Origin of the sequence: Pseudomonas sp. SJZ077, from assembly GCF_007993905.1 — a bacterium.
GTDB lineage: Bacteria > Pseudomonadota > Gammaproteobacteria > Pseudomonadales > Pseudomonadaceae > Aquipseudomonas > Aquipseudomonas mandelii.
Genome location: NZ_VIUJ01000018.1, coordinates 72270 through 94812, shown reverse-complemented (window position 1 = coordinate 94812; position 22543 = coordinate 72270). Strand labels below are relative to the sequence as shown.

The window sequence follows — 22543 nt, the reverse complement described above, 5'->3', positions numbered from 1 at the left end:
CACATCGAAAAAACCGACGCCGGACCACGATTCCGGCGTCAGCTATTCACAACCCGGTCTGTAAGGCTGCTGAAAGTTTCCCTCTCTATATTCAGCAGCCTCAGCAGACGGATAACCGGGTCCACCCGGAGACACGCCTGATGAGCGAGCTTTTTTACAACGCCGTGCCGAATGCGACCCGCGTCGCCCCGCCACTGCCCGAGCCTCGGCAATACCCCAGCGAGAAACCGTCACGGGTCTACCTGTTCGGGACCTGCGTGGTGGACTTGTTCTACCCCGAAGCCGGGATGGACGCGATTCACTTGCTGGAACGCGAAGGTATCCGTGTCGAGTACCCGCAAGGGCAGAGCTGCTGCGGACAACCGGCCTACACCTCGGGTTACACCGAGCAGGCAAGGACCGTGGCGCGCTCGCAACTGGCGCTGTTCGCCGGGGATTACCCGGTGGTGGTGCCGTCGGGATCCTGTGCCGGGATGTTGCGCGAACACTACGCCGACTTGTTCAAGGACGAGCCGCAGACGTTGAAGCAGGTTCAGGCGCTGGCGGCCCGGACTTACGAACTGGCCGAGTTCCTGCTGTTTGTCTGCAAGGTGCAGCTCAAGGACGGCGGCGAGCCGGTAAAAGTGGCGTTGCACACCTCGTGTTCGGCACGGCGTGAAATGAACACCCACTTGCATGGTCGCGAGTTGTTGTCGCAACTGAGCAACGTGGAGCGAGTCGACCACAGCCACGAAAGTGAATGCTGTGGCTTTGGTGGAACGTTCAGCGTCCGTATGCCAGATATTTCCGGCGCGATGGTGGCTGACAAGACAAGGTCGTTGAAGGAATCCGGCGCACACAAGGTTCTCAGTGCCGATTGTGGTTGCCTGATGAACATCAACGGCTCGCTGGAGAAACAGAAGGAAGCGTTGCGCGGCCAACACCTGGCCAGTTTCCTTTGGCAGCGAACCGGAGGTGTTCTATGAACGCTTCCGCGATTATTCCTACGGTTGCCGTGGAAGAAGACTTTCGCACCCGGGCTCACAAGGCATTGGGTGACAAGCAGCTGCGAAACAACTTTCGTACTGCGATGGATTCTCTGATGACAAAACGGGCAGCGTCCTTCAGCGATGCCCATGAAAGAGAACATTTACGAGCGCTGGGCAATGCAGTCCGTGCCCGTGCGTTATCCAAGTTGCCCGACCTGCTCGAGCAGCTGGAACAGAACCTGACCCGCAACGGTGTGACAGTGCACTGGGCGGAAACGGTGGACGAGGCCAATGGCATCGTCCTATCGATCATCCGCGCTCACGAGGGGCGGCAAGTGATCAAGGGCAAATCGATGGTCAGCGAAGAGATGGAGATGAACCATGTCCTCGAAGCTCAAGGCATTGAATGCCTGGAGTCGGACATGGGGGAGTACATCGTCCAGCTCGATCACGAGAAGCCTTCACACATTATTATGCCGGCGATCCACAAGAATGCCGGTCAGGTCGCGTCCTTGTTCCACGACAAACTTGGCGTGGAGTACACCAAGGACGTTGACCAACTCATTCAGATCGGTCGCAAAGTCTTGCGACAGAAATTCTTCGAAGCGGACATCGGCGTTTCTGGCGTCAACTTCGCCGTGGCCGAAACCGGCACCTTGCTGCTGGTGGAAAACGAAGGCAACGGCCGCATGACCACCACGGTGCCGCCGGTGCACATCGCGGTGACCGGCATCGAAAAAGTCGTGGAAAACCTGCGCGACGTGGTCCCGCTGCTATCGCTGTTGACCCGCTCGGCCCTCGGCCAGCCGATCACCACCTACGTCAACATGATCTCCGGCCCGCGCAAGGAACATGAACTCGACGGTCCGCAGGAAGTGCATCTGGTCCTGCTCGACAACGGTCGCAGCCAGGCCTTCGCCGACAGCGAATTGCGCCAGACCCTGAACTGCATCCGCTGCGGTGCTTGTATGAATCATTGCCCGGTGTACACCCGAATTGGCGGTCACGCCTATGGGGAGGTTTACCCTGGGCCTATCGGAAAAATCATCACCCCGCACATGGTCGGCCTGGCGAACGTCCCGGACCATCCGAGCGCATCGTCGCTCTGCGGTGCTTGCGGTGAAGTTTGCCCGGTAAAAATTCCGATCCCGGCACTGCTGCGTCGCCTGCGGGAAGAGAACGTCAAAGCCCCGGACAGTGCGCATCAAGTCATGCGCGGTCAGGGCAGCAAATATTCGCGCAAGGAACGTTTTATCTGGAACGCCTGGGCCAGACTCAACAGCTCGCCGACGCTGTATCGTCTGTTCGGCTTTGTCGCCACACGACTGCGTGCCCTGGCACCGAACAATGTTGGCCCGTGGACGCAAAACCACAGCGCACCGAAACCCGCTGCCCGCTCACTGCATGACATGGCCCGTGAGCATCTGGCCAAACAGGGAGATCGTTGATGAGCGCCAAGCAAAACATCCTCGCCAAGCTACGGAAAAGTCTGACAGGCACCACGCCCGTGCCCGACGAATTCGACGTCGAGCTGGTGACTGCTCCTTACACCTACACCGCCGAGCAACGCATCCCGCAATTGCGCAAACTGATGGAAGCGGTGCACACCGAGATCCACCTCACGTCCGGCGAAGGTTGGCCGGCGCTGCTCGCACAGTTGTTGCGAGACCGTCAGTTGCCGAGCTTGTTGATCGCGCCGACTACGCCTCATGGGCAACGCGTCACTCAACACTGGGCGAACAACCCTGATCTGCCGACACTCAAGTCCTACGACCGTCCGGTTGAAGAGTGGAAAGCCGAGCTGTTCAACGACACCCCGGCCAGCCTGACCACCACCCTCGGCGCAATTGCCGCCACCGGAAGTCTGATTCTCTGGCCAACACGGGAGGAACCGCGCTTGATGAGCCTGGTTCCGCCCGTGCATTTTGCCCTGCTGAAGGCCAGTGAAATTCGCGACAACTTCTATCAGGTCCAACAGGAATTCAACTGGGCGCAAGGCATGCCGACCAACGCCCTGCTGGTGTCCGGCCCATCGAAAACGGCCGACATCGAGCAAGTCCTGGCCTACGGTGCGCACGGTCCGAAAGACCTGGTGGTTTTGATTCTGGAGGACCAATGACTCTACCGGCGGCTTTCCTGCGAGATGCGCAGCAACTGATCCCCCAAGAGCGGCGCTTCGACGACCCATTGTCGACATTGGCCTTCGGCACCGACGCCAGCTTTTATCGACTGATTCCGAAACTGGTGATCCGTGTCGAGTCCGAAGACGAAGTGGTGGCGCTACTGAAACTGGCGCAACGTGACCAGGTCCCGGTGACCTTCCGTGCGGCTGGTACCAGCCTGTCCGGCCAGGCCATCAGCGATTCGGTGCTGATCGTGCTTGGGGATAACTGGAACGGTCGCGAGATCCGCGGCCAAGGCACGCAAATCCGCCTGCAACCGGGCGTGATCGGCGCGCAGGCCAACGCCTGGCTGGCGCCGTTCGGGCGCAAGATTGGTCCAGATCCGGCCTCGATCAACGCCTGCAAAATCGGCGGTATCGTAGCCAACAACGCCAGCGGCATGTGCTGCGGCACCGCGCAGAACACCTACCACACGCTGGCCGGTATTCGTCTGGTCCTGGCCGACGGCAGCCGTCTCGATACCGAAGATCCGGCGAGCGTTGCCGCGTTTCACCAGAGCCACGCCGCGCTGCTTGAACGTCTGGCGACATTGGGCCGCGAAACCCGCGCCAATGCCGAACTGGCTGCGAGAATCCGCCACAAGTACCGCCTGAAAAATACCACCGGCCTGTCACTCAATGCGCTGGTGGATTTTGACGAGCCTGTGGATATCTTGAGCCATTTGCTGGTGGGCTCCGAAGGCACGCTCGGCTTCATCAGCGCGGTGACCTACGACACGGTCATCGACCACCCGAACAAGGCTTCGTCGCTGATCGTGTTTCCGGATGTGGAGACCTGCTGCAACGCCGTCACCGTGCTGAAAAGCCAGCCGGTGTCCGCCGTGGAACTGCTGGACCGTCGCAGCCTGCGCTCGGTGCAGGACAAACCCGGCATGCCCGCTTTCGTACAACAGCTGTCGAACAATGCCTGCGCCTTGCTGATCGAATCCCGCGCCGCATCGTCCACTTTGCTACAGGAACAACTGGCGCAGATCATGGCGTCGCTGACTTCTTTCCCGGTGGAAAAACAAGTCGACTTCACCGAGGACCCCGTGGAAAACGCTCGACTTTGGGCGATCCGCAAAGACACCTTCCCAGCCGTCGGTGCGGTGCGCAAAACCGGCACCACGGTGATCATCGAAGACGTGACCTTCCCGGTGGAACAGCTGGCCATTGGCGTTAACCGCCTGATCGAGCTGTTCGACAAACATCACTACGACGAGGCGATCCTCTTCGGCCATGCCCTGGAAGGCAATCTGCACTTCGTCTTCACCCAAGGCTTCAACAACCCGGAAGAAGTCGCACGCTACCAGGCATTCATGGACGACGTGGCGCAGTTGGTGGCGGTGGAGTTTGGCGGATCGTTGAAGGCCGAGCACGGCACCGGCCGCAACATGGCGCCCTTTGTCGAGCTGGAATGGGGCAGCGATGCCTATCAACTGATGTGGCAACTCAAACGGCTGCTCGACCCTAATGGCATCCTCAACCCGGACGTGGTGCTCAGCGAAGATCCGCAGATCCACCTCAAGCACCTGAAACCGCTGCCGGCCGCCGACGAGATTGTGGATAAGTGCATCGAGTGCGGTTTCTGCGAACCGGTCTGCCCGTCGAAAGGGCTGACCCTGAGCCCGCGCCAGCGCATCGTGATCTGGCGCGATATTCAGGCGAAGAAACGCGCAGGCGTCGACACCGCCGAACTTGAAGCCGCCTACGAATACCAAGGTATCGACACCTGCGCCGCCACTGGTTTGTGTGCGCAACGTTGCCCTGTAGGCATCAACACCGGCGAGCTGGTGAAAAAGCTTCGCGGCCGCAAGGCGACGCATACGAAAACCGCCAACTGGCTTGAAGGCAATTTCGCCACGGCACTGCAAGGCGCGCGTTTCACCCTGCATGTCGCCAACGGTGCGCGGATGCTGCTGGGCGCACCGCGTCTGGCGAAGCTGTCGGCGACGTTGACCAAGTTGTCCAAAGGTCAGGTCCCGCAATGGACCAACGCTATGCCGCAGCCAGAAAAAGCCATTCGCTTCAGCCCGGTCGTATCGGACCAACGCCCTCGTGTGGTGTATCTGGCGGCGTGCGTCTCGCGGGTCATGGGCCCGGCGGCGGGTGATAAAGAGCAGATGTCGCTGTACGACAAAACCCGTGGGCTGCTGGAAAAAGCCGGTTACCAGGTCGTCTTTCCCGACAATCAGGACAGCCTCTGCTGCGGTCAGCCATTTGCCTCCAAAGGTTATGCGGAACAGGCCGAGCACAAACGCCAGGAACTGATCGGCGCATTGCTGCACGCCAGTCGCGGCGGGCTCGATCCGATCTATTGCGACACCAGCCCGTGCACGTTACGGCTGGTTCAGGATTTGGGCGAAGTCCGACTCGACCTTTACGACCCGGTGCGATTCATCCGTACGCATTTGATGGATCGCCTGGATTTCACACCGCAGGAAGCGCCGATCGCCGTGCACGTCACTTGCAGCACCCAGCACCTTGGCGAGAGTCAGGCGCTGATTGATCTGGCGCGTAAATGCAGCAAAAACGTGGTCATTCCAGAGGGCATTCACTGCTGTGGTTTTGCGGGGGACAAGGGCTTCACCACCCCCGAACTGAACGCTCACTCACTGCGCAGCCTGAAAGACGCCGTGCAGTTCTGCGCAGAAGGCATTTCCACCAGCCGCACCTGCGAAATCGGCCTGAGCCAACATGGCGGGATCGACTATCACGGTCTGGTTTACTTGGTGGATCGGGTGACGCAAGTGCGTCCGGCTTGAGGGCACTTTGGTGAAAATGGGGCGATTTCGCCCCTTTTTCATGCACCGCTGTTGCGCCAATCTTCTCGACACGCCTTCAAAAAAAAACCGAACTCCAGCATGCGGCTATAGTCATTTAGCTAGGCCCTGTGAACGGGCTTATAACCACCTCGGCCAGCAGCCTACTTCACCGGCAGCACCGAGCCCTCATGCGCAAGGAGATACCCATGAAGCACTCTGCAATTGCTGGATTGTTCATCACCACCGCACTGTTGGCCTCGCCGGTGTTTGCGGCAGATAAAGACCTTTGCAAACAAAACATAAGCCAAATTCAGCAGGTACTGGACTCTGATCCCGCCACATCAGAAAACGCCAAGGACAACGTACAAGCCGGTTTGGACAAAGCAAAAGCAGCCCAAGCCGCAGGGGACGACAAGGGGTGCGTTGGAATCACTAGCGGTTTGCTTGAGAAAATTCAAACGCGAAACCCAACCAACAAGTAATCCCGTGTGACCAGGCCAACCTTCGGGTTGGCCTTATCCACCGCGGTGGCGCGCACGGCGCGGGCGTGTTGTTCACTTTGAATCACAGAGCAACAGGCTCGGGGCCGTTCAGGATTTGACGCCGGTTCAAGCAGCTAAAACTTACACAACCCCACCCGCGATACAGAGGCAATTGCCCCCATTTTTAGTGCCACTGCACCCATCGACTATCAAACAGTTTTTTCATAGCCATTCTGTAAAAACCGAATTTCTGCGCGGTGTCGTAGTCTTTTAGGTAGGCCCCAATCAGTCGTGGCTTATTTTTCGGACTGGCCCGAGCCGCCCGCTCATACGGCAGCACCGAGACCATCAGTACAAGGAGATATCCATGAAACGTACCGCACTCGCGTGTTTGTTCATGTCTGCTGCAGTGTTGGCCTCTCCCGTATTTGCAGCGGACAACGACCTTTGCACGAGCAAACTGCAGGAACTCGAAGCCAAAGTGAATGCGCTACCAGCGACCTCCACCAACGCACCGGAGATCAAAAGACTGCTGGCCAGCGCCAAAACCTCAAAAGCCGCCGGGGACGACAAAAAATGCGCCACCGAGGCCATCCAGGCATTGGCGCTGACAAACTGAGCAGCGAACCCAACCCATAACCACTCGCGGCCAACCTTCGGGTTGGCCTTCTCACGCGTGTTGGCGTACAATGCGCAGGCTTGTTGCTCACTTTGATTCACCGAGCAACAGGCTCGGGGCCGTTTAGGATTCGACGCCGGTTGCGAAACTTTAGGTGCATGCCGAGTTGGTAACAGAACTCGTAAATCCACTGTTGCAACTTTCTATAGTTGCCAATGACGAAACCTACGGGGAATACGCTCTCGCTGCGTAAGCAGCCTTAGCCCTTCCCTCCTGGTACCTTCGGGTCCAGCAATCATCAGGGGATGTCTGTAAACCCAAAGTGATTGTCATATAGAACAGAATCGCCGTGCAGTACGTTGTGGACGAAGCGGCTAAAACTTACACAACTCGCCCAAAGCACCCTGCCCTTCGGGTCGCTGAGGGTTAACTTAATAGAAACGGCTACGCATGTAGTACCGACAGCGGAGTACTGGCGGACGGGGGTTCAAATCCCCCCGGCTCCACCACTTCATCATCTAAAGACGTCCACGGACGTCTTTTTTTGTGCCTGAAATCCAGTGAATACGGGGGTTTCAGGGCTATTGGGGGCTTTCGAGGTTTTTAGAGTTCCAGGCGATTTGGTATTCCCAATGGTATTCCCGGCTACCCAGGGCTAATCTTGGGAATACCAAAAAGTGTCATGGAGTACTTCTCATGTGCGCTCAAACCACCCGCCTCTCCGACCGCCAGCTCAAGGCGATCAAACCGAGAGACAAGGATTACGTCCTCACCGATGGCGACGGGCTTCAGCTCCGTGTCAGAGTCAATCGCTCGATGCAGTGGAATTTCAACTACCGGCATCCCGTCACCAAGAATCGAATCAACATGGCACTCGGCTCTTATCCCGAGGTTTCTCTTGCGCAAGCCAGGAAGAAAACCGTTGAGGCTAGAGAGCTGCTTGCACAGGGCATCGACCCCAAAGCTCAGCGTAATGAACTGCAGGAAGCCAAACGAGCGGAAACGGAACATACGTTCGAGAACGTAGCCACCGCGTGGTTCGAATTGAAGAAGGATTCCGTCACCCCGGCGTATGCCGAAGACATCTGGCGCTCACTCACGCTGCATGTATTTCCGAGCATGAAATCAACGCCGCTATCAGAAGTGAATGCCCCGATGGTCATCAAGCTCCTTCGGCCGATTGAGGCCAAAGGTAGCCTCGAGACCGTGAAGCGGGTAAGCCAGCGCCTTAACGAGATCATGACCTACGGGGTCAATTCCGGAATGATCTTTGCCAATCCTCTCAGCGGCATTCGAGCGGTCTTCAAGAAACCCAAAAAAGAGAACATGGCCGCGCTACCAGCTGATGAGCTTCCCGAGCTCATGATGGAAATCGCGAACGCCAGCATCAAGCGGACGACCCGCTGCCTGATCGAATGGCAGCTGCACACCATGACCCGCCCCTCCGAAGCGGCGACCACCCGATGGGCAGATATCGACTTCGACAAACGCCTCTGGACCATCCCTCCGGAGCGAATGAAAAAGCGTCGTCCGCACACAATCCCGCTGACCGAACATGCACTCTCGTTATTGGAGACGCTTAAGCCCCATAGCGCCCACAGGGAATATGTGTTCCCGTCAGATAGAAACCCGCGCACCCACGCGAATAGCCAAACAGCCAACATGGCGTTGAAACGAATGGGTTTTCAGGACCGCTTGGTCAGCCACGGAATGCGCTCCATGGCCAGCACAATTCTGAACGAACATGGATGGGATCCGGAGCTGATCGAAGTCGCGCTGGCGCATGTCGATAAAGACGAAGTTCGAAGCGCCTACAACCGGGCGGATTACATCGAACGCCGGCGTCCGATGATGGCCTGGTGGAGTGAACATATCCAGAAGGCAGCCACCGGCAGCCTGTCGGCATCCGCCATCAATCAAACCAGGGACCGTAACGTCGTGCCGATACGCTGAGCCGGCGACAATCCGTGTCGTGCAGCAGGGCGACTGAAGTGGCGACTGTCGCTAAATCTGCCGCATGCCTGCGCTTCTTCGGCCAAGCCCCTGAGTATGGGAAGGCTCCGCATTCCCATACTCAGGGGCTCACGCTTAAAAGCGTCTATCAGACAACCACGAGTTGCGCCTTTCTGCGGCGGATCAGCCCTGCTGTTAACTCATAGTAATAGACGGTCGCTGGTGCTGAGCAACGCAGATAGTGCTCTAAAAACCATCTGGTGTGCTTTTCCTTCCAGGACCAGGGGGTCGCACAACTCCAGCGCTCACGAATCGCCTTGTGCATCCTTTCTGCCTGCCTGATATGCCGCTGCCGCGTGGCATGCGCACCTTTGAGCACGGGACTCAGAAACAACGCCATATCGAACTCGGACTTCATCAACGACCTCCGATGTAGGCACTCACCACGTCGATGCGGTTATGCCCCAACTCGTGGCTGATCTGCTGGCGTGCACGCTGATCGAGTGCTCGATCGTCTCGATGACCACGACCGCCATTGATGGGCGCGGAGAAGCCGGTCAGTTGCTCATAGCGCTCACAGGCGTAAGCCGCCCGCAGTTCATGAAAGCCTTTCAATCCATGCTCATGCAGGATGTCCCGTGCCGGTCGCACGATTGTCTGTAAGAAATCTTTGTAGCTTTCATCAGGTGTTAACAGATTCCGACTGCCCTTGGGTGAAGCCTCGCTGGCCCTGTCGAGGGCGCCACGAACTTGATCCGTGACCGCAATCCAACGCGGTGCAGATGCGCCTGATCGACCGCCTTTGGTGCCGTCCTGGATATTGATCTTGCCCAGTTGCCGAGCCTCACGTTGCAGCCGGGGCAAGTCCGCCAAGATCGCTTCACGCAGGCGCATGCCGGTCTCCCGAGCAAGGAGCACAATGGCACTCACCCTCGATTGCTGGCCTCGCTCTGACAACGCCTGTGTGATCAACTCGACCTGGACACGGTCTTGGCCTTGCGGGGCCTCACTACGCACACCTGAGCGCTGCAAGCCAAGCGCCTTGCTCGGACTGGGGATTTTGACGTACTGATCACCGCGCAGCGCGGCCATCGTTCGGTTCACGCTGGACAGGCGGTTCTGTGCGGTGGCGATGCCGACGTTGCCCTGATCAACCTGCTCGCGCAAATGGAAGGCGTACCGCATAAGGATCTCGCAGTCGATCTGTCGCGCGTCATTGAGCCTTGGCCCTTCCTCGGATCGACACCAACGCACGAATGCCTGCCAGCGATCGCTATGGGCTTTGACGGTAGCAAAATGGCCGTCGCCAAACAGATCTCTCAGTGCTTGCGTTCCGGCATAGCTGAGCTGGCGACCGAAGCCAAAATTACGTCCCGCTCGCTTACCGACCCGAGCCATTTTTCTGTTCCTGATCGACTGCAGCGAGATCATGCAAAAGGGCTTGCCAGTACGCACTCACGATGGCGAGCTGGGCCCAATCCGTCGGACGAAAACACAGCCTGTTATCGGAGACGTAGAGATGCGCGCCCTCCTCTTTCAACCATTGGATGATGGCTGTCGGCGAGGTGATAGCTTTATGGGTGGTGGCGACACCGGCGACACCGGCGACAACCCTTGTCCTGCCTGGCTTTGAGCGTGGCGACAAAGTGGCGACAGTCGCGGCGACAAACCGCGCTTTCGGCTCCTTTTGGCGCTGAGCCAGGTGGTTGCGCAGCGCTTCATCAAGATTGAACATGGCGCACCTCGAAGGTACAACCGTCGGTGCTCAGCCACTGATGATCAATCAACTCGACCAACAGCTTGGCGGCATGGCGACTGCTCTTACGGGCAAATCGGGGACCATTGCGATTCAGCTCCCGAATACTGAAGCGCTTCCAATCTTTGACCTGCAGCCAGCGCAGCAGCCGGTCTGCCTCCTCTTTTACCCGGCACACCGGTTCCTGTTCGGTCAGGCGCTGGATCTCGGAGAGGTAATAGCCGACTAAGGCCGAGGCCCGTTGGATATGATCGACCTCCACGACGCTGCTCTCCTCCACGACTGCCAGATTGCCGGCGACGCGCAGCAGGTTGTCGGCGGCCTTCGATCCGCTAGGCCGTACGCTGGCCAACTCGCCAAACTCACCCAACTGGGCCTCGATGGCATCATGCAGATCAATCCAGCGACGACGAGCCAGTGGACTGAGGCTCAGCGGTGACAGCCGCAAGGCACCGTCAGCGGAAAGCGACCAAGGCTGATGAAACAGGGCCGAAAGACGGTGGTGATATCGCTTTAGGGCGGGGTCTTTGGACAAGTCGACAGCCTGGTAACTGCGTTGTCCGGCCAGGCTGGTGGGCCAGGTCATGAGGCAGCGACCGAGAATGCCTTGCCCCAGCAGCAACGGGTCACTGAGTAACTGCATGGCTAGATACGGTTGCAGCATCAGGTGCAGGCTTAAGCGTCGATCGTAAGCTCGCAAGCTTTCACCCACCATGGACCGCGCGCGATCTATCGGACTGCCGTCCCAGAGTGACGACAAGGTCGTAACCGCTTTCAAACGGTTATCTCGACTCATGGTGCTGCTACCGAGGAATTGTCCCCCCTCGTCACAGAACAGGCCCATGCTCGGCAAGTCATGGCAGAGTCCCTTGATCAAGGCCTCGATAGTCGGATCCGTGGTGATCAGCCTAGGTGCAGAGGGCTCCGCTTCAAGCGGTACGCCGTTTGTGGGGTCGGGATAGCCAGGGTTGATACGCTGCGCCTGCCGCTGCGCGACACGGTACCGGGCGAGTTGTTCACGGTAGCGCTGCCACTGCTCACGCTCCCATTGCCGTGCTGGCAGCAATGCAAAACGATCTGCCGCGGTCTTGCGATCACCTGACGCGGCCACTGTAATCAGGAACAGCGACAGGGGGTAATTTCGTCCATCGAGTTGCAAGCCCGCATGACCTTGAGTGGCTAGCGCCGAGGCAGCCAAGACCGATTGTGCGGCCAGTGCCTGGGGCACGCCGATGACCTCGGCCATGCGCTCAACCGCAGGCCCAAGAATTCCACCCAGTGCCTGGACCGGATAAGGCTCGGCCACGGGGTTTGACTCAATCAGCGGTCGAGGCGGTCGTGGTAGTTCAAGCTTCGGATCTAACTGCTGCATGGGCCCTCTCCTCGGTAATTGCTGGTTGTCCTCACGTAGTCCCGCCACGGCTGTTGAGTGTTATCAGGGATCAAGGCCCCTGCGGCCTGTGAGGGTGTTCACTGACGCGGAACACACGGCTCCTTACGACCGGGAGCGAGGGCATGAACCCATGAATCTGGCCTCCTTAGTCGCATCCGAAGATGCGGGCGGGTGGAGGCTGTGCCGACTGACGAGTTCGGCACCTGGAGATCCTGAGCAGGAGAAGGCAACGACATGGACACCTGGGGCATGCCTGACTGTCAGTCAGGTGCAGCCCTTCCAAAGGCTGCGGCACCGGTGCCTGTATCGATGCGGATGGCGACGAATCAGATTTGTCAGGCCGATTGTCACGAGGAGAGTTGCGGCAATGCCTTGTACGGCGTGGTTTGCAGCAGTGGTACGAGCGCCCGTCTCTTTCCAGCAGAAAGAGACGGGCGCAGTCTGGCGCAACGAAGTGTGCCGAAAGGTGAGGTTGCTGCAGCGCAGCGAGGAAGGTTCATCGTCTGCCGCAGAGGGCAGATCAGTCGAGTGGGCATCCATCACTCTTGGGGAGTGACCGTGCGAGCCGCCGGACGCTAATCGCACTTCGGGAGAACCACCACGCAAGTGGCGTAGCCTTAAAGGTTCTGGCTACCTGGGCTGGTGCTGTCAACAACAGCGGTCCGTGCACCAATTTTTATACCCACTCGAAAAGACGGTCAAGCGTCACGGCCAAAGCGTGCAAAAAGTGGCGACTGTCGCCACTTTTGTCGCCACGCTCCAGGCCCCGTGCTGCATGGGTTGTCGCCGCTGTCGCCGGAGTCGCCACATCTCTAGACATAGTTCTACGACAAGCTCGGTTCTAATGCTGAAACTGCGTTGCACTTGACAGAGATTGAGGGCAATTACTGATGGGTAAAAGAGGAGTGACGCTAATCAAATTTGAAATGGAAGGATGGAACGAAGTGCCTTCGACAAAAAGCGAGTGAACCCTCCGATCGGCGCGATCAAAGATCGCTTGATCAGAGGGTTTGGCGGGAAAAGCAAAGTCTCAAGCATCGAAACTTGTTGATCGGGATACAGCAGCTTCACGAAGGTTGAGCAGCGTCTGCTGCAAACGCAGCAGAAAACCGGCCTCAAACGCTTCCTGAAAGTCCCCTGGACGATGACGTTTTCGGTTCTGCGCAGTACGATTCATTCAACAATGAACTGATTCATCCCTGAGGGGACTGATTTAGGCAGAGCTTCATCAGTTGACAAAATAGGATCTGATTGCAGTGCCTCTAGAAACGCGACGACTGCCCCCACGTCGTTTGGCGCCATCGGGTAGATCTCGGCAAGGATGGGGGAGCGGTACCTCAGCAGCCGCCCCGCGAGTTCCGCTTCGCGAGGTCGGCCTTTCTGCGCGGCAAACATTAATGGAATGGGGTTGAAGTGATGACTAATGACTTCTTCCAAGGATGTGAATACACCGTTGTGCCCCCATGGCCCAGTGCGCGTAACATTACGTAGCGGTGGAGTGCGAAATTGAAAGCGATCTATGGCCAACCCCGTCGCTTTTGCCCTTCCATAATCTAAATAACCTCCGTGTTTGCCAACGTCGAGTTGCGGCACGGCAAGTCCGTGATATTTAAAATCCGAGAACTCCTCACCTGTATGACAAACCGCACAGCGCCCTTTCCCGAAGAAAATCATCGCTCCTTTTTTTTGCTGCTGGGATAAAGCGGAGATTTCTCCTCTTACATAGCTATCCCAAGCTGCTGGCTTAAGCTGAAACGCCAAGGAAATGTAAGCTGCCAAGGCATTGCCAATATGAGTAATATCAAACTCGCTTGTAGCCGGATAAGCTGATTGGAAGAGTTTTCTATATTCTGATTGCATAGGGGTCGAGGCGGCCGAAGTGCCTAACAAACGTTTAACCAAATTACTATAAACATTCAATGTCCGCTCTTGAAAGTTGTCAGGGTCGACTGTCATATCGACTAGATCCGCATGGTAGGTGGCTTGGTTCTCACCTCCGCGGCGTACAGATCGGCCCAGCATCTCATCAGGTTCAACTTGGGGAAAGCTTGCTGCGACGGCAAGTAGATTTTCGAATCCCTTTGGCAGTTTATTACCCATAGGCGATTCAAAATTCCCATTTTCACCCATCTGTACTCGTCCATCCCAAAATAGAGCGGTAAAATCGCTTTCTCCACGATTAAAAAACGGGAGCACATTTCTGGGTATGACAAAAGCTTCTGGAGATTGAAGCCTTTGCTCTCCCACTCCGCTTGAGCCGATACCCACAGCCATAGGCAACCCGTCAACACTGCCTTTGCTACGGACGTGACAAGTCGCGCAAGTCGTGTTGTTTGGCCCCCCCATGACGGGATCAAAAAACAGCATCTGCCCTAACTTTTCCTTCGGCCCCATGAACAACGGCCTGGTAGTCATGGGCTCAACACGATAGGCAGTGAGCACTTTCCTCAGAAGTTGATCTTCATGGTTAAGTTGCGACGCCTGCAGATGGCTAATCCAGGAGAGGAAAATAAAATACGTAAGAATCGACTTCCTCATATTAAAATCTATCCATGCGATGAGCATCGACCATCTGCTGTACCGTGATTTGTTCTACTTCAAGTACCTCCAGGCCTAACATCGCCAGTTGGTCTTCTGATAGACCCTGAATTAATAGCTGTTTACGAAGTATGTCGTAGTCGTGACAGACCATCATCCCAACGTCTGCACTTAACCTGAGACGTTCGGACTGTGGATCATTTCCGATCAATCCCCGTAGCGCAGCTTCCTCATGCATTGCCAGGTCGCACTCTAAAGCGAGTCGCTTGTACTCATCACCGTGACTATATTCGGCAATAAGCGGTCGAACATAATCATGGAAGACAATGAAGCCCAGTCCGATCACGGATATCACGGGAGCCCAAAATCGAATATATCTATAGACCTTATGATTCATTTGGGAACAATCACGCCTAAGGCGTTCAGTGTTTGCGTACCCATCATGCCATCTGCAGGCAAGCTGTTATGAGACTGGAATAATTTCAGTGCCAAACGAGTTTGCTCGCCCATCACGCCGTCTATGGTGCCAGGTTCATAACCTTTGATAATCAAACCCATCTGTACGCGCCGAATTAGCTCCATGAGTTTTTTATTATTAGGATCGAAATCTGAGCTGATGGGGCTGACTGTCGAAGGCCTTCCTGCGTCTACAGGATTGCGGCTACCGGTGGAACCACCAAGACTGTTCGAACCGCTCGTTCCAAAGTTGCTCGAGTAAGGTGTTTTTGGTGCTGAATAGGCAGGACTAGGGGGGGAATAAGTCTTACTTGGAGCCGTGTAAGTCCGGCTTGGAGCAGAGTAGGAACCGCTTCCTGAACTGTGAGATGAATGCGAGGAATGTGACGAGTGGGATCGATGGGCTGCGTATAGGTTATCGCCGGGCATGTTAAGCGGACGCAAGCTGACCGGATCGAGTCTGCTGCCGAAAGGGTTCTTCAGCCCCTGCTCCAGGGCTTGCACATCCGTGTTCACCAAAGAAGTTCCGGCAATGAATGCTGACAGCGACGTGATGAATTTAGACATTGATAATCCCTTCAATTTTTTGGATTTTCATCGAATGTTTACCTGGGTGATGCCATGAGAAAAGGCCTGCACACTCTGTTTTCACTCTGCACGTAGCACAGTCCTCAGCAAACGTACGTTTCCAATCGGAGATGCTTTTGTGTGCATACGGCCACAGAGTTTGTGGCAGAGCGCAGAGTGGGGCATTCATCAAAATGGCAGGTACCTTCGCTCGCTTCAGTGTCCTGAAGCCGTGACTGAGCTCCGTGCTCCAGTCTCGAAGGTCAATGTCGGTCAGTTCAGGGTTTGCCAAAGCAAAGCCAATGGGTTCACATGCCATTAATGCGACCTCACGGACGAAAGGCAAATTACGACCAATGAATTCGCAAAGCGCTGCAAGGTTTTCCAAAACAGGGCGAATCAGCACGATTCTCAACTGAACGGCTTGCCCAAATCGACGAAGATTCAATAGACCAGCCAGTGTCTCCTCAAATGCCCCCGGACTCTGCACGACAAAGTCATGTAGAAAGTCAGCATGCCCATAGAGCGGCACCATCCATGTCACGCGCTCACTCAACCCCTTTAACATGTGCTCAGCATAGATCGGATCAGCTAACAGCCTGCCGTTGCTCAACACGTCGTACCGAGTGCTAGGATGTTGATGAGCAAAGGTATCAAGCACTAGACGCAGATGCTCACCCAGCAACAAAGGCTCTCCTCCGGAAAATCCCAATGTATGCGGAGAGCTAGCTATATGATTGGCGACTTCTACCGCCTCGTTCACCAACCAGCTATCGTCATGTTTTGTCGGGGGCTGCGAGCACATTAGGCAATAGCTATTGCACCGATTGGTGAGGAAAACAGTGTGGTGCTGGTCTGTATACCGAAATAGAACATGCGCGTGATTCATGTGGTCGGCGACGGCTACTACGTCTTCGTCCATCAGAATGCCGCCGGTTTCAACCACAGTCTCTGCCTGCCATTGGCCTGCGGCATGGAGATTAGGTGTCAGTAAAATTAGGTTGGTTAGCCCAGCACTACGCAGTTGCGCAACTTTGGTGATCCCCTCCGCATCTGCGGCCCTCACTAAAAATCTCAATTCGGGTCGCCACTGCGCGCTCAAATTCTCGAGCGAAATGACTCTAGCTACTGTTCGATATCCAACGCCATGCGTTCGTACACGGACCTTACGCATCAGAATATCCAGCGGGGTGAGCCCAGCGATAGGCAATATCGAGAAAATCGTCGTCGGCAGTTCGTAACTTACGAAAAAAGTATTCGAAGAGCCATTTATATCGTTTGCAGTGTTCAGTAAGCAAAGCAACAGTCCTCATGTCACCAAACTCAGCTTGCGCCCCCACTGGATCAGGCCCGCAAAAACTATTGAACGCGCAAATTTCACAGCCCACTGCTTGAGTAGAAATACTTGTTTCTATCAGCTGCCTCATGACAGGAGAAGTCATTAACTGTGCAAGGGACTCACCAATAGAACCTAAACGCAAAGAACAATCTCCCGTTTCGGCGAGCATCCGTGCCTCGTCGCTTGGATAGACATAACCATCGTAGTTGTAGACCAGAACAGCAAGGCCAGACCCTGTCGGGCTTTGCAAATCGACGTAACCCGCATCGAAGGGTGATAAAAGTTTGTTAAAAATTAGTGCAGCGGTACCTTCACGCAACTCAGTACCTCTGGCGTTCCATTCTAAGACACGATGCAAAGCTTTCTGATAGAAGTTTGTGAACTCTGGAAGGATGTATCCCAAATGCTTGATGTTGCGTTTGGCAAATCCATACAAGCTTAACGGTCGTATGAAAATTTCGGTGAATCCATTTTTTACATACTCATCCACAATGGCCTCAGGGTACGCAAGAGAGGCTTTAGTTGTGGTCATCAATGCTGCAACCGCGTGTGGCCCCATGATACGCCGTGCCAGCTCGATTCCTGCCAAAGTCCGGGCATGCGAATCACGCGATGGTAATGGGCGGTTTTTATTGTGCAACGTCGCCGGGCCGTCAAGGCTCGTTGAGAGGTAGACCTGATTATTTCTAAAGTACTCACACATTCCAGAGGTTAATTGGTGCAACGTTGATGCAACCACGAAACGAATACGGCGCTTGTGTTCCAGATTCATCTTTTGAATAAGATCAATTGCTCGTTGAATAAGATCGAAACGGAGCAGCGGGTCGCCACCTTGAAACTCAATTGTCAGAGCATTGGCCTGACTTTGAAAAATAGTCGCGCAAGCAGCATCAATCTGAATTGGGGTCATTGAATGACCCACATCTTCAAGACGTCTGCTGACTTGGCAGTATTGACAAGAATGTTCGCATTGAAGGGTAGGCACAATTATGTGCAAAGACTGACCTGCCAATACAGTTTCTTTCCGGGCCGCTATTCGTGATCGTAATAGCTCTAGAGTTCCGAAAGAACTTTTTCCGGTCAAAAAATACTTAGATTGTAGTTCCGCGCGCTTTTTGAACTCTAATTTTTCAGGTGCTTGGACTAGAGCCGACAATTCCTGTTGCGTCAAAAAGGCATGGTCACCTGCAGCACTAACGGCTACAACGGACTGATCGTCGAGCCGATGAAAACCGAATGGCAGCAGGCTTCCCACAACGAAGTTAGCGTTCATTCAGAGGCCTCCATAAACATATCCAGCCGCACTAATGTATTTAGTGGAATTTTCCTACGAGTAACTTCGTCATCCAACAGTTGCGTCAAAAGCTCATTGAACGTAGGAATGTTCGATTTTTCTGAACAAAGCGCCTGAAGGCCCGCGTCCACCTGCCGCAACTCGTACCCTCTATGAATCAATTCAGCTTGAAGAGCAAGCGATAAAGGGCGGTTGATATCTACCCAAAGCTTGGCCGGAGATGACTCAGGATAGATGAGATTGATATTCGTCACGGGCAACATTCCATTGATTTGCTTTATACATTGGCTCCATTCCAAAGAGCTGATTGCATGCTGACGTGTTCTGTCGATGAGACCAATTCCAACATTACGTTTTTACTCTGAACTTAAATCTTGACGAAAGATAGCAATATGATGTCGCTCCGTCCAAGTTTTTTGGCTGACACAAACCCGCGCAGCTAACGGTGGCTTGCCTGTCAAAAAATAGGTGGGCTAGAACCCAAATCTTGCACCTCTGACTGACAGCTTTTGGCCGATTCTGTTGGAAAAGTCGGTCTGCCCATACTGCCTGATCATTGACTGGTGAAAACGCCTTTTTTGCACGCGGCTACGTGAAGTCCGAATCCGGAAGCCCCTGCCAAAAGTAAAAATTTCAATCTCGGACGCGTACTTTTCTGATGCGCAAACCATGGCCGACTTTTTCAACAGAATCGGCCGGTTTCTGCCTGTCGCCACCTTCCGACTCGGATCGATTGCTACCTGTTGTCCCGACCGCTGTAAGAAGATCACTGCTTATCATGGATGCGAAGCAAGGTTTTCAGATCGAATACAAGCGAGGGTCAATGGAATGCTATTTCGTGAGGTATTCCAATTGGTATTCCAATCAAAATACAAAACTAATATTAACGATAATAATCAATAGGATAAATTACCGTTTCAAATTACCCCGGCCCACCACTTCAACGAAAAAAGATGTCCACGGACGTCTTTTTTTGTGTCTGAAAATCCAGCGCGTCACATGCTCATGCGCTCGTATACGCCAGTTCTCGTTCTGTCCCGTCAACACCGCGAGAATCAGTGCACCCCCTTCCTGTGGGCCTGTCGGATGGGTGGTGGCGGCTGCAAAGCGACCTGAAACGCGTGCCTGCCACCTCGTTAGCACTATGAGCGGGTCATGGCGCCAACCGATAGGTGGACTGCACCAGACCTGAAGGAAAGCTGCGGCTGGATACCAGTTTCAATCCAATGTCCTGCTGAAGGGCTCCGAACAATGGCCTTCCCGATCCGATCAGCACGGGCACAGTGGTAATCACCATATCGGCGACTAATCCATCGCGCAGGAAGGATTGCACCAACTGCCCGCCATCGACATAGACCCGATGCACGCCCTGCCTCGCCAGTTCCGCCATCGCGTCCCTGGGGGCAAGGTTCGAGAAACGCAGCTTGCCCTTCAGGGCCTCGGGCACCGGCGAATTGGCCAGCTGTGCAGAAAGCACCACGACGGGCCGATCGTAAAACCATGTGTCGAAGGTCAGCACCTTCTCATAGCTTCCCCGCCCCATCACGATGACCTCCTTGTCGGCGATGAAGGCAGAGTAGCCATGATCTTCAGTTGGATCATCACGTTGCAGGAGCCAGTCGATGTCGCCATCTGGCCGGGCGATGAAGCCGTCCAGACTGACGGCGATGAAAACATGTGCAGTGGCCATCGGGACCTCCTTATTTAAACGACGTTTACGCAGGATCATAAGCCGAATAAGCGGCTCGCCTTCGCTTGGTAGTTATACGAAGTCGTGGGAGTGCTGGAATGTGGGCGGGTTGAAATTTCGCGCAGGGGCTTCGAACCAGGCCAGGGGCCGACAGAAACTTCTGACCCTGGAAGCATTTTTAAACAAAAATCCGGGTTGGGTCCTACAGACGCTGTGATTTTCAGGGACGTTTCCGACAGGTTCCGGCGGTTGTCGGGTAGGAAGCGCAGCGGATAGGCTTTGTGGGTCGCTGCACATCAGCGACCGGGCCTGGAAACCCGAGGTATTGAAGGCGTAACAGCTCAACAAATGGGATACTGCGGCGATTTTTTGATTGCAGTTCTCCATTATGGCGGCTGTGCGAGGGAGACCTTCGGGTCTGCCGGGCTCCTTCTGCCTCGGTTTCCAGCCCGCGCATAGCTGCCACCCTTTCGCTTGGAACGAAAGATTGGTAGCTCCATTACGCAGAAGGAGTTACACCATGATCAAAGAAACACCAAACCCGCCCGCCCCGGACGACGTTTCCCCCTACGAATCCATCGATTCAAAAAAACTCCACGAAGCCGCCGACCGTGCGCTCGATCACTACCTGAACCCCTGCGCCCTGAAATCCCCCATGATCCGCAAGCCGAGCACGATGTTTCTCGTTGCGCCGGATATCAAGGACGAAGACCTGCTCGCCCATACCTGTGAATCGTTGGCCCAGGCCAGTGTGATGGCGGGTGATTTTGCGGGGTATCTGGAAGGTCCGCATCGACACACGGCGATGGCGATTCAGCAGATTGTGATGCTGGCTGAACTGGCGGTGAATCGGATGCTGGATAACGTTGAAGTGCCGAGATCTTCACCACGCAGTTGATACCCCTGTGAAAGCGGGCTTGCTCACGAAATTGGCGAATCAGTCGACATTGTTGTTGAATGACAAACCGTATTCGCGAGCAGGCTCGCTCCCACATTAGTCCGGTGGGTGGCGGGGATTCAAAGCACCTTCAAATCCACCGACACATGCCCCCGCGTCATCCGCGAATATGGGCACATCTCGTGCGCAGCCTCAGCCAGTTCCCGTTTCACCCTCTCTTCCAACCCGGGAAAGTTGACGTTCAACCGGACCGCCAATTGAAAATCCCCAGCGCCGGTTTTGCCCAGATCGACCTCGGCATCCACCGACGTGTCTTCCGGCAATTTGATCTTCATCTTGCCCGCCGCCACCTGTATCGCGCCGATGAAGCAGGCGGAATACCCCAGCGCAAACAGTTGCTCCGGATTGGTGCCCGGCTTGCCCGAGCCGGGCGAGCTGAATTTGACGTCCAGCTCGCCGTCGCTGGATTTGCCGGTGCCGGTGCGGCCGCCGACTGTGTGGGTTTTTGCGGTGTAGAGAACGGTTTCCAGTGCAGCACTCATGACAGTGACTCCTGATCAGGATTGAACGACGGCGAACTCATTTCGAGGCCTCGCCCAGGGTGCCGGTGTAGTGCGCCAGGCGTTTTTCGACATCGGCTTTTTTCTGCAGGCCAAGCTCCATCAGTTGGGTGATGCGTTGCTGCGCCGCCGGGCGTTTGACCGAGCCGATGAAACCGTCCCATTCGGCGGCGATGGCTTCGTTGGGTGGCAGGCTGGCGGCGTCGACCAGGCGCTTGATGTCGGCGATCGACTGTTTGTCGAACCGGGCAATGCGCCGGGCCATGGTGTCGACGAATGCATCGAGTTCGGCATCGGGCAGCGCACGGTTGACGTAGCCGTAGCGTTCGGCGAGTTCGCCATTGATGTCGTTGCCGGTGAGCAGCACTTCCAGCGCGCGCCCACGGCCCATCAGCCGTGGCAGGCGTGCCATCGGACCGCCGCCGGGCACCAGGGCGGCGCCGATTTCCCATTGCGAGAGGATGGCTTTTTCACGGCTGGCGAAACGCATGTCGCTGGCCAGGGCCAGTTCGCTGCCGACGCCGGTGGCGCGACCGCGAATGGACACTATCGAGACCACGGGTGCCTTGCTCAAGCGAACCAGCATATCGGGCAGCGGTGGCAGGCCGGTGGGGCCGTTGGGCAGGCTGGTGGTGTCGGTCAGCGGCGGGACGAAGTCGTAGTGGGTGAGGAAGAAGTCTGGAACGTCACTGTCGAAGACTACGACCACCACTTTCGGATCGGTCTCGATGGCCGTGACGACCTCATTCAGTTGCGGCATGGTCTCGGGGCCGTAGATGTTGTACGGCGGGTTGTGGAAGGTGACGCGCCAATACTCGGGGGTGAGGCGGGTGAGCTTGATCTCCTGTTTTGCTGCGTGGGTGGACGGGGTCTTGTCGGGTGAAGCTGATGCGGTCGATGCTTCACCGGCGAGAGACGGGTCGGTGGCCGCCATGCTGGCGACAATGATCGCGGCATTGAATAGCTGCAGTCTCATGGGAAAACCTCCAGTTGAAAAACATGTGGTCCCCGCGAACAACGTTCTACAGTCTGAAGCAGATAATGGGCATGCCGGAAAGGTCCGGCTGAACAAGCCTAGCAGCGCAACTCCGGCTGACAAGTGAC

21 protein-coding genes and 1 other RNA gene are annotated in these 22543 nt (G+C 55.8%); 9 read left to right on the top strand and 13 right to left on the bottom strand.

Features of this window, described 5'->3' with window-relative positions; genetic code table 11:
- Positions 1 to 140: 140 nt before the first annotated feature.
- The 8 genes from FBY01_RS23960 (at position 141) to FBY01_RS23925 (ending at position 8948) form a co-directional block, all read left to right on the top strand.
- On the top strand, positions 141 to 965 hold the full coding sequence (locus FBY01_RS23960; RefSeq protein WP_010463550.1) for a (Fe-S)-binding protein: 825 nt from the start codon (positions 141 to 143) through the stop codon (positions 963 to 965).
- Positions 962 to 2416, top strand: coding sequence for a LutB/LldF family L-lactate oxidation iron-sulfur protein (locus FBY01_RS23955; protein WP_010463552.1), 1455 nt, complete (start codon positions 962 to 964; stop codon positions 2414 to 2416). The genes FBY01_RS23960 and FBY01_RS23955 overlap by 4 nt, the downstream gene beginning before the upstream one ends.
- On the top strand, positions 2416 to 3087 hold the full coding sequence (locus FBY01_RS23950) for a lactate utilization protein C (protein ID WP_077747379.1): 672 nt from the start codon (positions 2416 to 2418) through the stop codon (positions 3085 to 3087). The genes FBY01_RS23955 and FBY01_RS23950 overlap by 1 nt, the downstream gene beginning before the upstream one ends.
- Positions 3084 to 5894 (top strand): FAD-binding and (Fe-S)-binding domain-containing protein, encoded by a 2811-nt coding sequence (locus FBY01_RS23945; RefSeq protein WP_145309774.1) that lies wholly within the window; start codon positions 3084 to 3086, stop codon positions 5892 to 5894. The genes FBY01_RS23950 and FBY01_RS23945 overlap by 4 nt, the downstream gene beginning before the upstream one ends.
- A gap of 206 nt (positions 5895 to 6100) precedes the next feature.
- Entirely contained in the window at positions 6101 to 6376 is a 276-nt protein-coding gene (locus FBY01_RS23940) for a hypothetical protein (protein ID WP_083375056.1), read from the top strand.
- A gap of 367 nt (positions 6377 to 6743) precedes the next feature.
- Positions 6744 to 6995 (top strand): hypothetical protein, encoded by a 252-nt coding sequence (locus FBY01_RS23935; protein ID WP_083375057.1) that lies wholly within the window; start codon positions 6744 to 6746, stop codon positions 6993 to 6995.
- A gap of 115 nt (positions 6996 to 7110) precedes the next feature.
- Positions 7111 to 7504, top strand: a transfer-messenger RNA (tmRNA) gene (ssrA, locus tag FBY01_RS23930).
- Between the two features lie 187 nt (positions 7505 to 7691).
- Positions 7692 to 8948, top strand: coding sequence for an integrase domain-containing protein (locus FBY01_RS23925; RefSeq protein WP_073452177.1), 1257 nt, complete (start codon positions 7692 to 7694; stop codon positions 8946 to 8948).
- A 148-nt stretch (positions 8949 to 9096) separates the two neighbouring features.
- Here the strand turns inward: FBY01_RS23925 and FBY01_RS23920 are convergent, their stop codons facing one another.
- From FBY01_RS23920 to FBY01_RS23865, 11 genes are all read right to left on the bottom strand, one after another.
- On the bottom strand, positions 9097 to 9366 hold the full coding sequence (locus FBY01_RS23920; RefSeq protein ID WP_073452175.1) for a hypothetical protein: 270 nt from the start codon (positions 9364 to 9366) through the stop codon (positions 9097 to 9099).
- On the bottom strand, positions 9366 to 10346 hold the full coding sequence (locus FBY01_RS23915) for an integrase domain-containing protein (protein ID WP_145309843.1): 981 nt from the start codon (positions 10344 to 10346) through the stop codon (positions 9366 to 9368). The genes FBY01_RS23920 and FBY01_RS23915 overlap by 1 nt, the downstream gene beginning before the upstream one ends.
- Positions 10330 to 10683 carry a hypothetical protein gene (locus FBY01_RS23910; RefSeq protein WP_095145082.1) on the bottom strand — a complete coding sequence of 118 codons (354 nt, stop codon included), beginning with the start codon at positions 10681 to 10683 and terminating at the stop codon, positions 10330 to 10332. Before FBY01_RS23910 ends, FBY01_RS23915 begins: the two co-directional genes overlap by 17 nt.
- Positions 10670 to 12076 (bottom strand): YfjI family protein, encoded by a 1407-nt coding sequence (locus tag FBY01_RS23905; protein WP_073452169.1) that lies wholly within the window; start codon positions 12074 to 12076, stop codon positions 10670 to 10672. The genes FBY01_RS23910 and FBY01_RS23905 overlap by 14 nt, the downstream gene beginning before the upstream one ends.
- 1194 nt (positions 12077 to 13270) lie before the next feature.
- Complete coding sequence (locus FBY01_RS23900; RefSeq protein WP_237885442.1) at positions 13271 to 14662, bottom strand: His-Xaa-Ser system-associated MauG-like protein; 1392 nt, start codon at positions 14660 to 14662, stop codon at positions 13271 to 13273.
- Positions 14637 to 15032 carry a TIGR03982 family His-Xaa-Ser system protein gene (locus tag FBY01_RS23895; RefSeq protein WP_095145084.1) on the bottom strand — a complete coding sequence of 132 codons (396 nt, stop codon included), beginning with the start codon at positions 15030 to 15032 and terminating at the stop codon, positions 14637 to 14639. Before FBY01_RS23895 ends, FBY01_RS23900 begins: the two co-directional genes overlap by 26 nt.
- Positions 15029 to 15658 (bottom strand): His-Xaa-Ser repeat protein HxsA, encoded by a 630-nt coding sequence (hxsA, locus tag FBY01_RS23890; RefSeq protein ID WP_095145085.1) that lies wholly within the window; start codon positions 15656 to 15658, stop codon positions 15029 to 15031. Before hxsA ends, FBY01_RS23895 begins: the two co-directional genes overlap by 4 nt.
- Entirely contained in the window at positions 15651 to 16832 is a 1182-nt protein-coding gene (gene hxsC, locus FBY01_RS23885; RefSeq protein WP_095145086.1) for a His-Xaa-Ser system radical SAM maturase HxsC, read from the bottom strand. Before hxsC ends, hxsA begins: the two co-directional genes overlap by 8 nt.
- Positions 16825 to 18270 carry a His-Xaa-Ser system radical SAM maturase HxsB gene (hxsB, locus tag FBY01_RS23880; protein ID WP_145309776.1) on the bottom strand — a complete coding sequence of 482 codons (1446 nt, stop codon included), beginning with the start codon at positions 18268 to 18270 and terminating at the stop codon, positions 16825 to 16827. Before hxsB ends, hxsC begins: the two co-directional genes overlap by 8 nt.
- On the bottom strand, positions 18267 to 18545 hold the full coding sequence (locus FBY01_RS23875) for a hypothetical protein (protein WP_141234448.1): 279 nt from the start codon (positions 18543 to 18545) through the stop codon (positions 18267 to 18269). The genes hxsB and FBY01_RS23875 overlap by 4 nt, the downstream gene beginning before the upstream one ends.
- An 899-nt stretch (positions 18546 to 19444) precedes the next feature.
- Positions 19445 to 19981 (bottom strand): dihydrofolate reductase family protein, encoded by a 537-nt coding sequence (locus FBY01_RS23865; RefSeq protein WP_077747361.1) that lies wholly within the window; start codon positions 19979 to 19981, stop codon positions 19445 to 19447.
- A 520-nt stretch (positions 19982 to 20501) separates the two neighbouring features.
- Between FBY01_RS23865 and FBY01_RS23860 the strand changes: the two genes are divergently transcribed.
- Positions 20502 to 20879 (top strand): DUF6124 family protein, encoded by a 378-nt coding sequence (locus tag FBY01_RS23860; RefSeq protein WP_145309778.1) that lies wholly within the window; start codon positions 20502 to 20504, stop codon positions 20877 to 20879.
- A gap of 119 nt (positions 20880 to 20998) precedes the next feature.
- Here the strand turns inward: FBY01_RS23860 and FBY01_RS23855 are convergent, their stop codons facing one another.
- The gene (locus FBY01_RS23855; protein WP_010463651.1) at positions 20999 to 21421 is read right to left on the bottom strand and encodes an organic hydroperoxide resistance protein; all 423 of its coding nucleotides are present in this window, start codon (positions 21419 to 21421) and stop codon (positions 20999 to 21001) included.
- 37 nt (positions 21422 to 21458) lie between these two features.
- Positions 21459 to 22415, bottom strand: a complete 957-nt coding sequence (locus FBY01_RS23850) for an enoyl-CoA hydratase/isomerase family protein (RefSeq protein WP_172792225.1) — start codon at positions 22413 to 22415, stop codon at positions 21459 to 21461.
- Positions 22416 to 22543 lie beyond the last annotated feature (128 nt).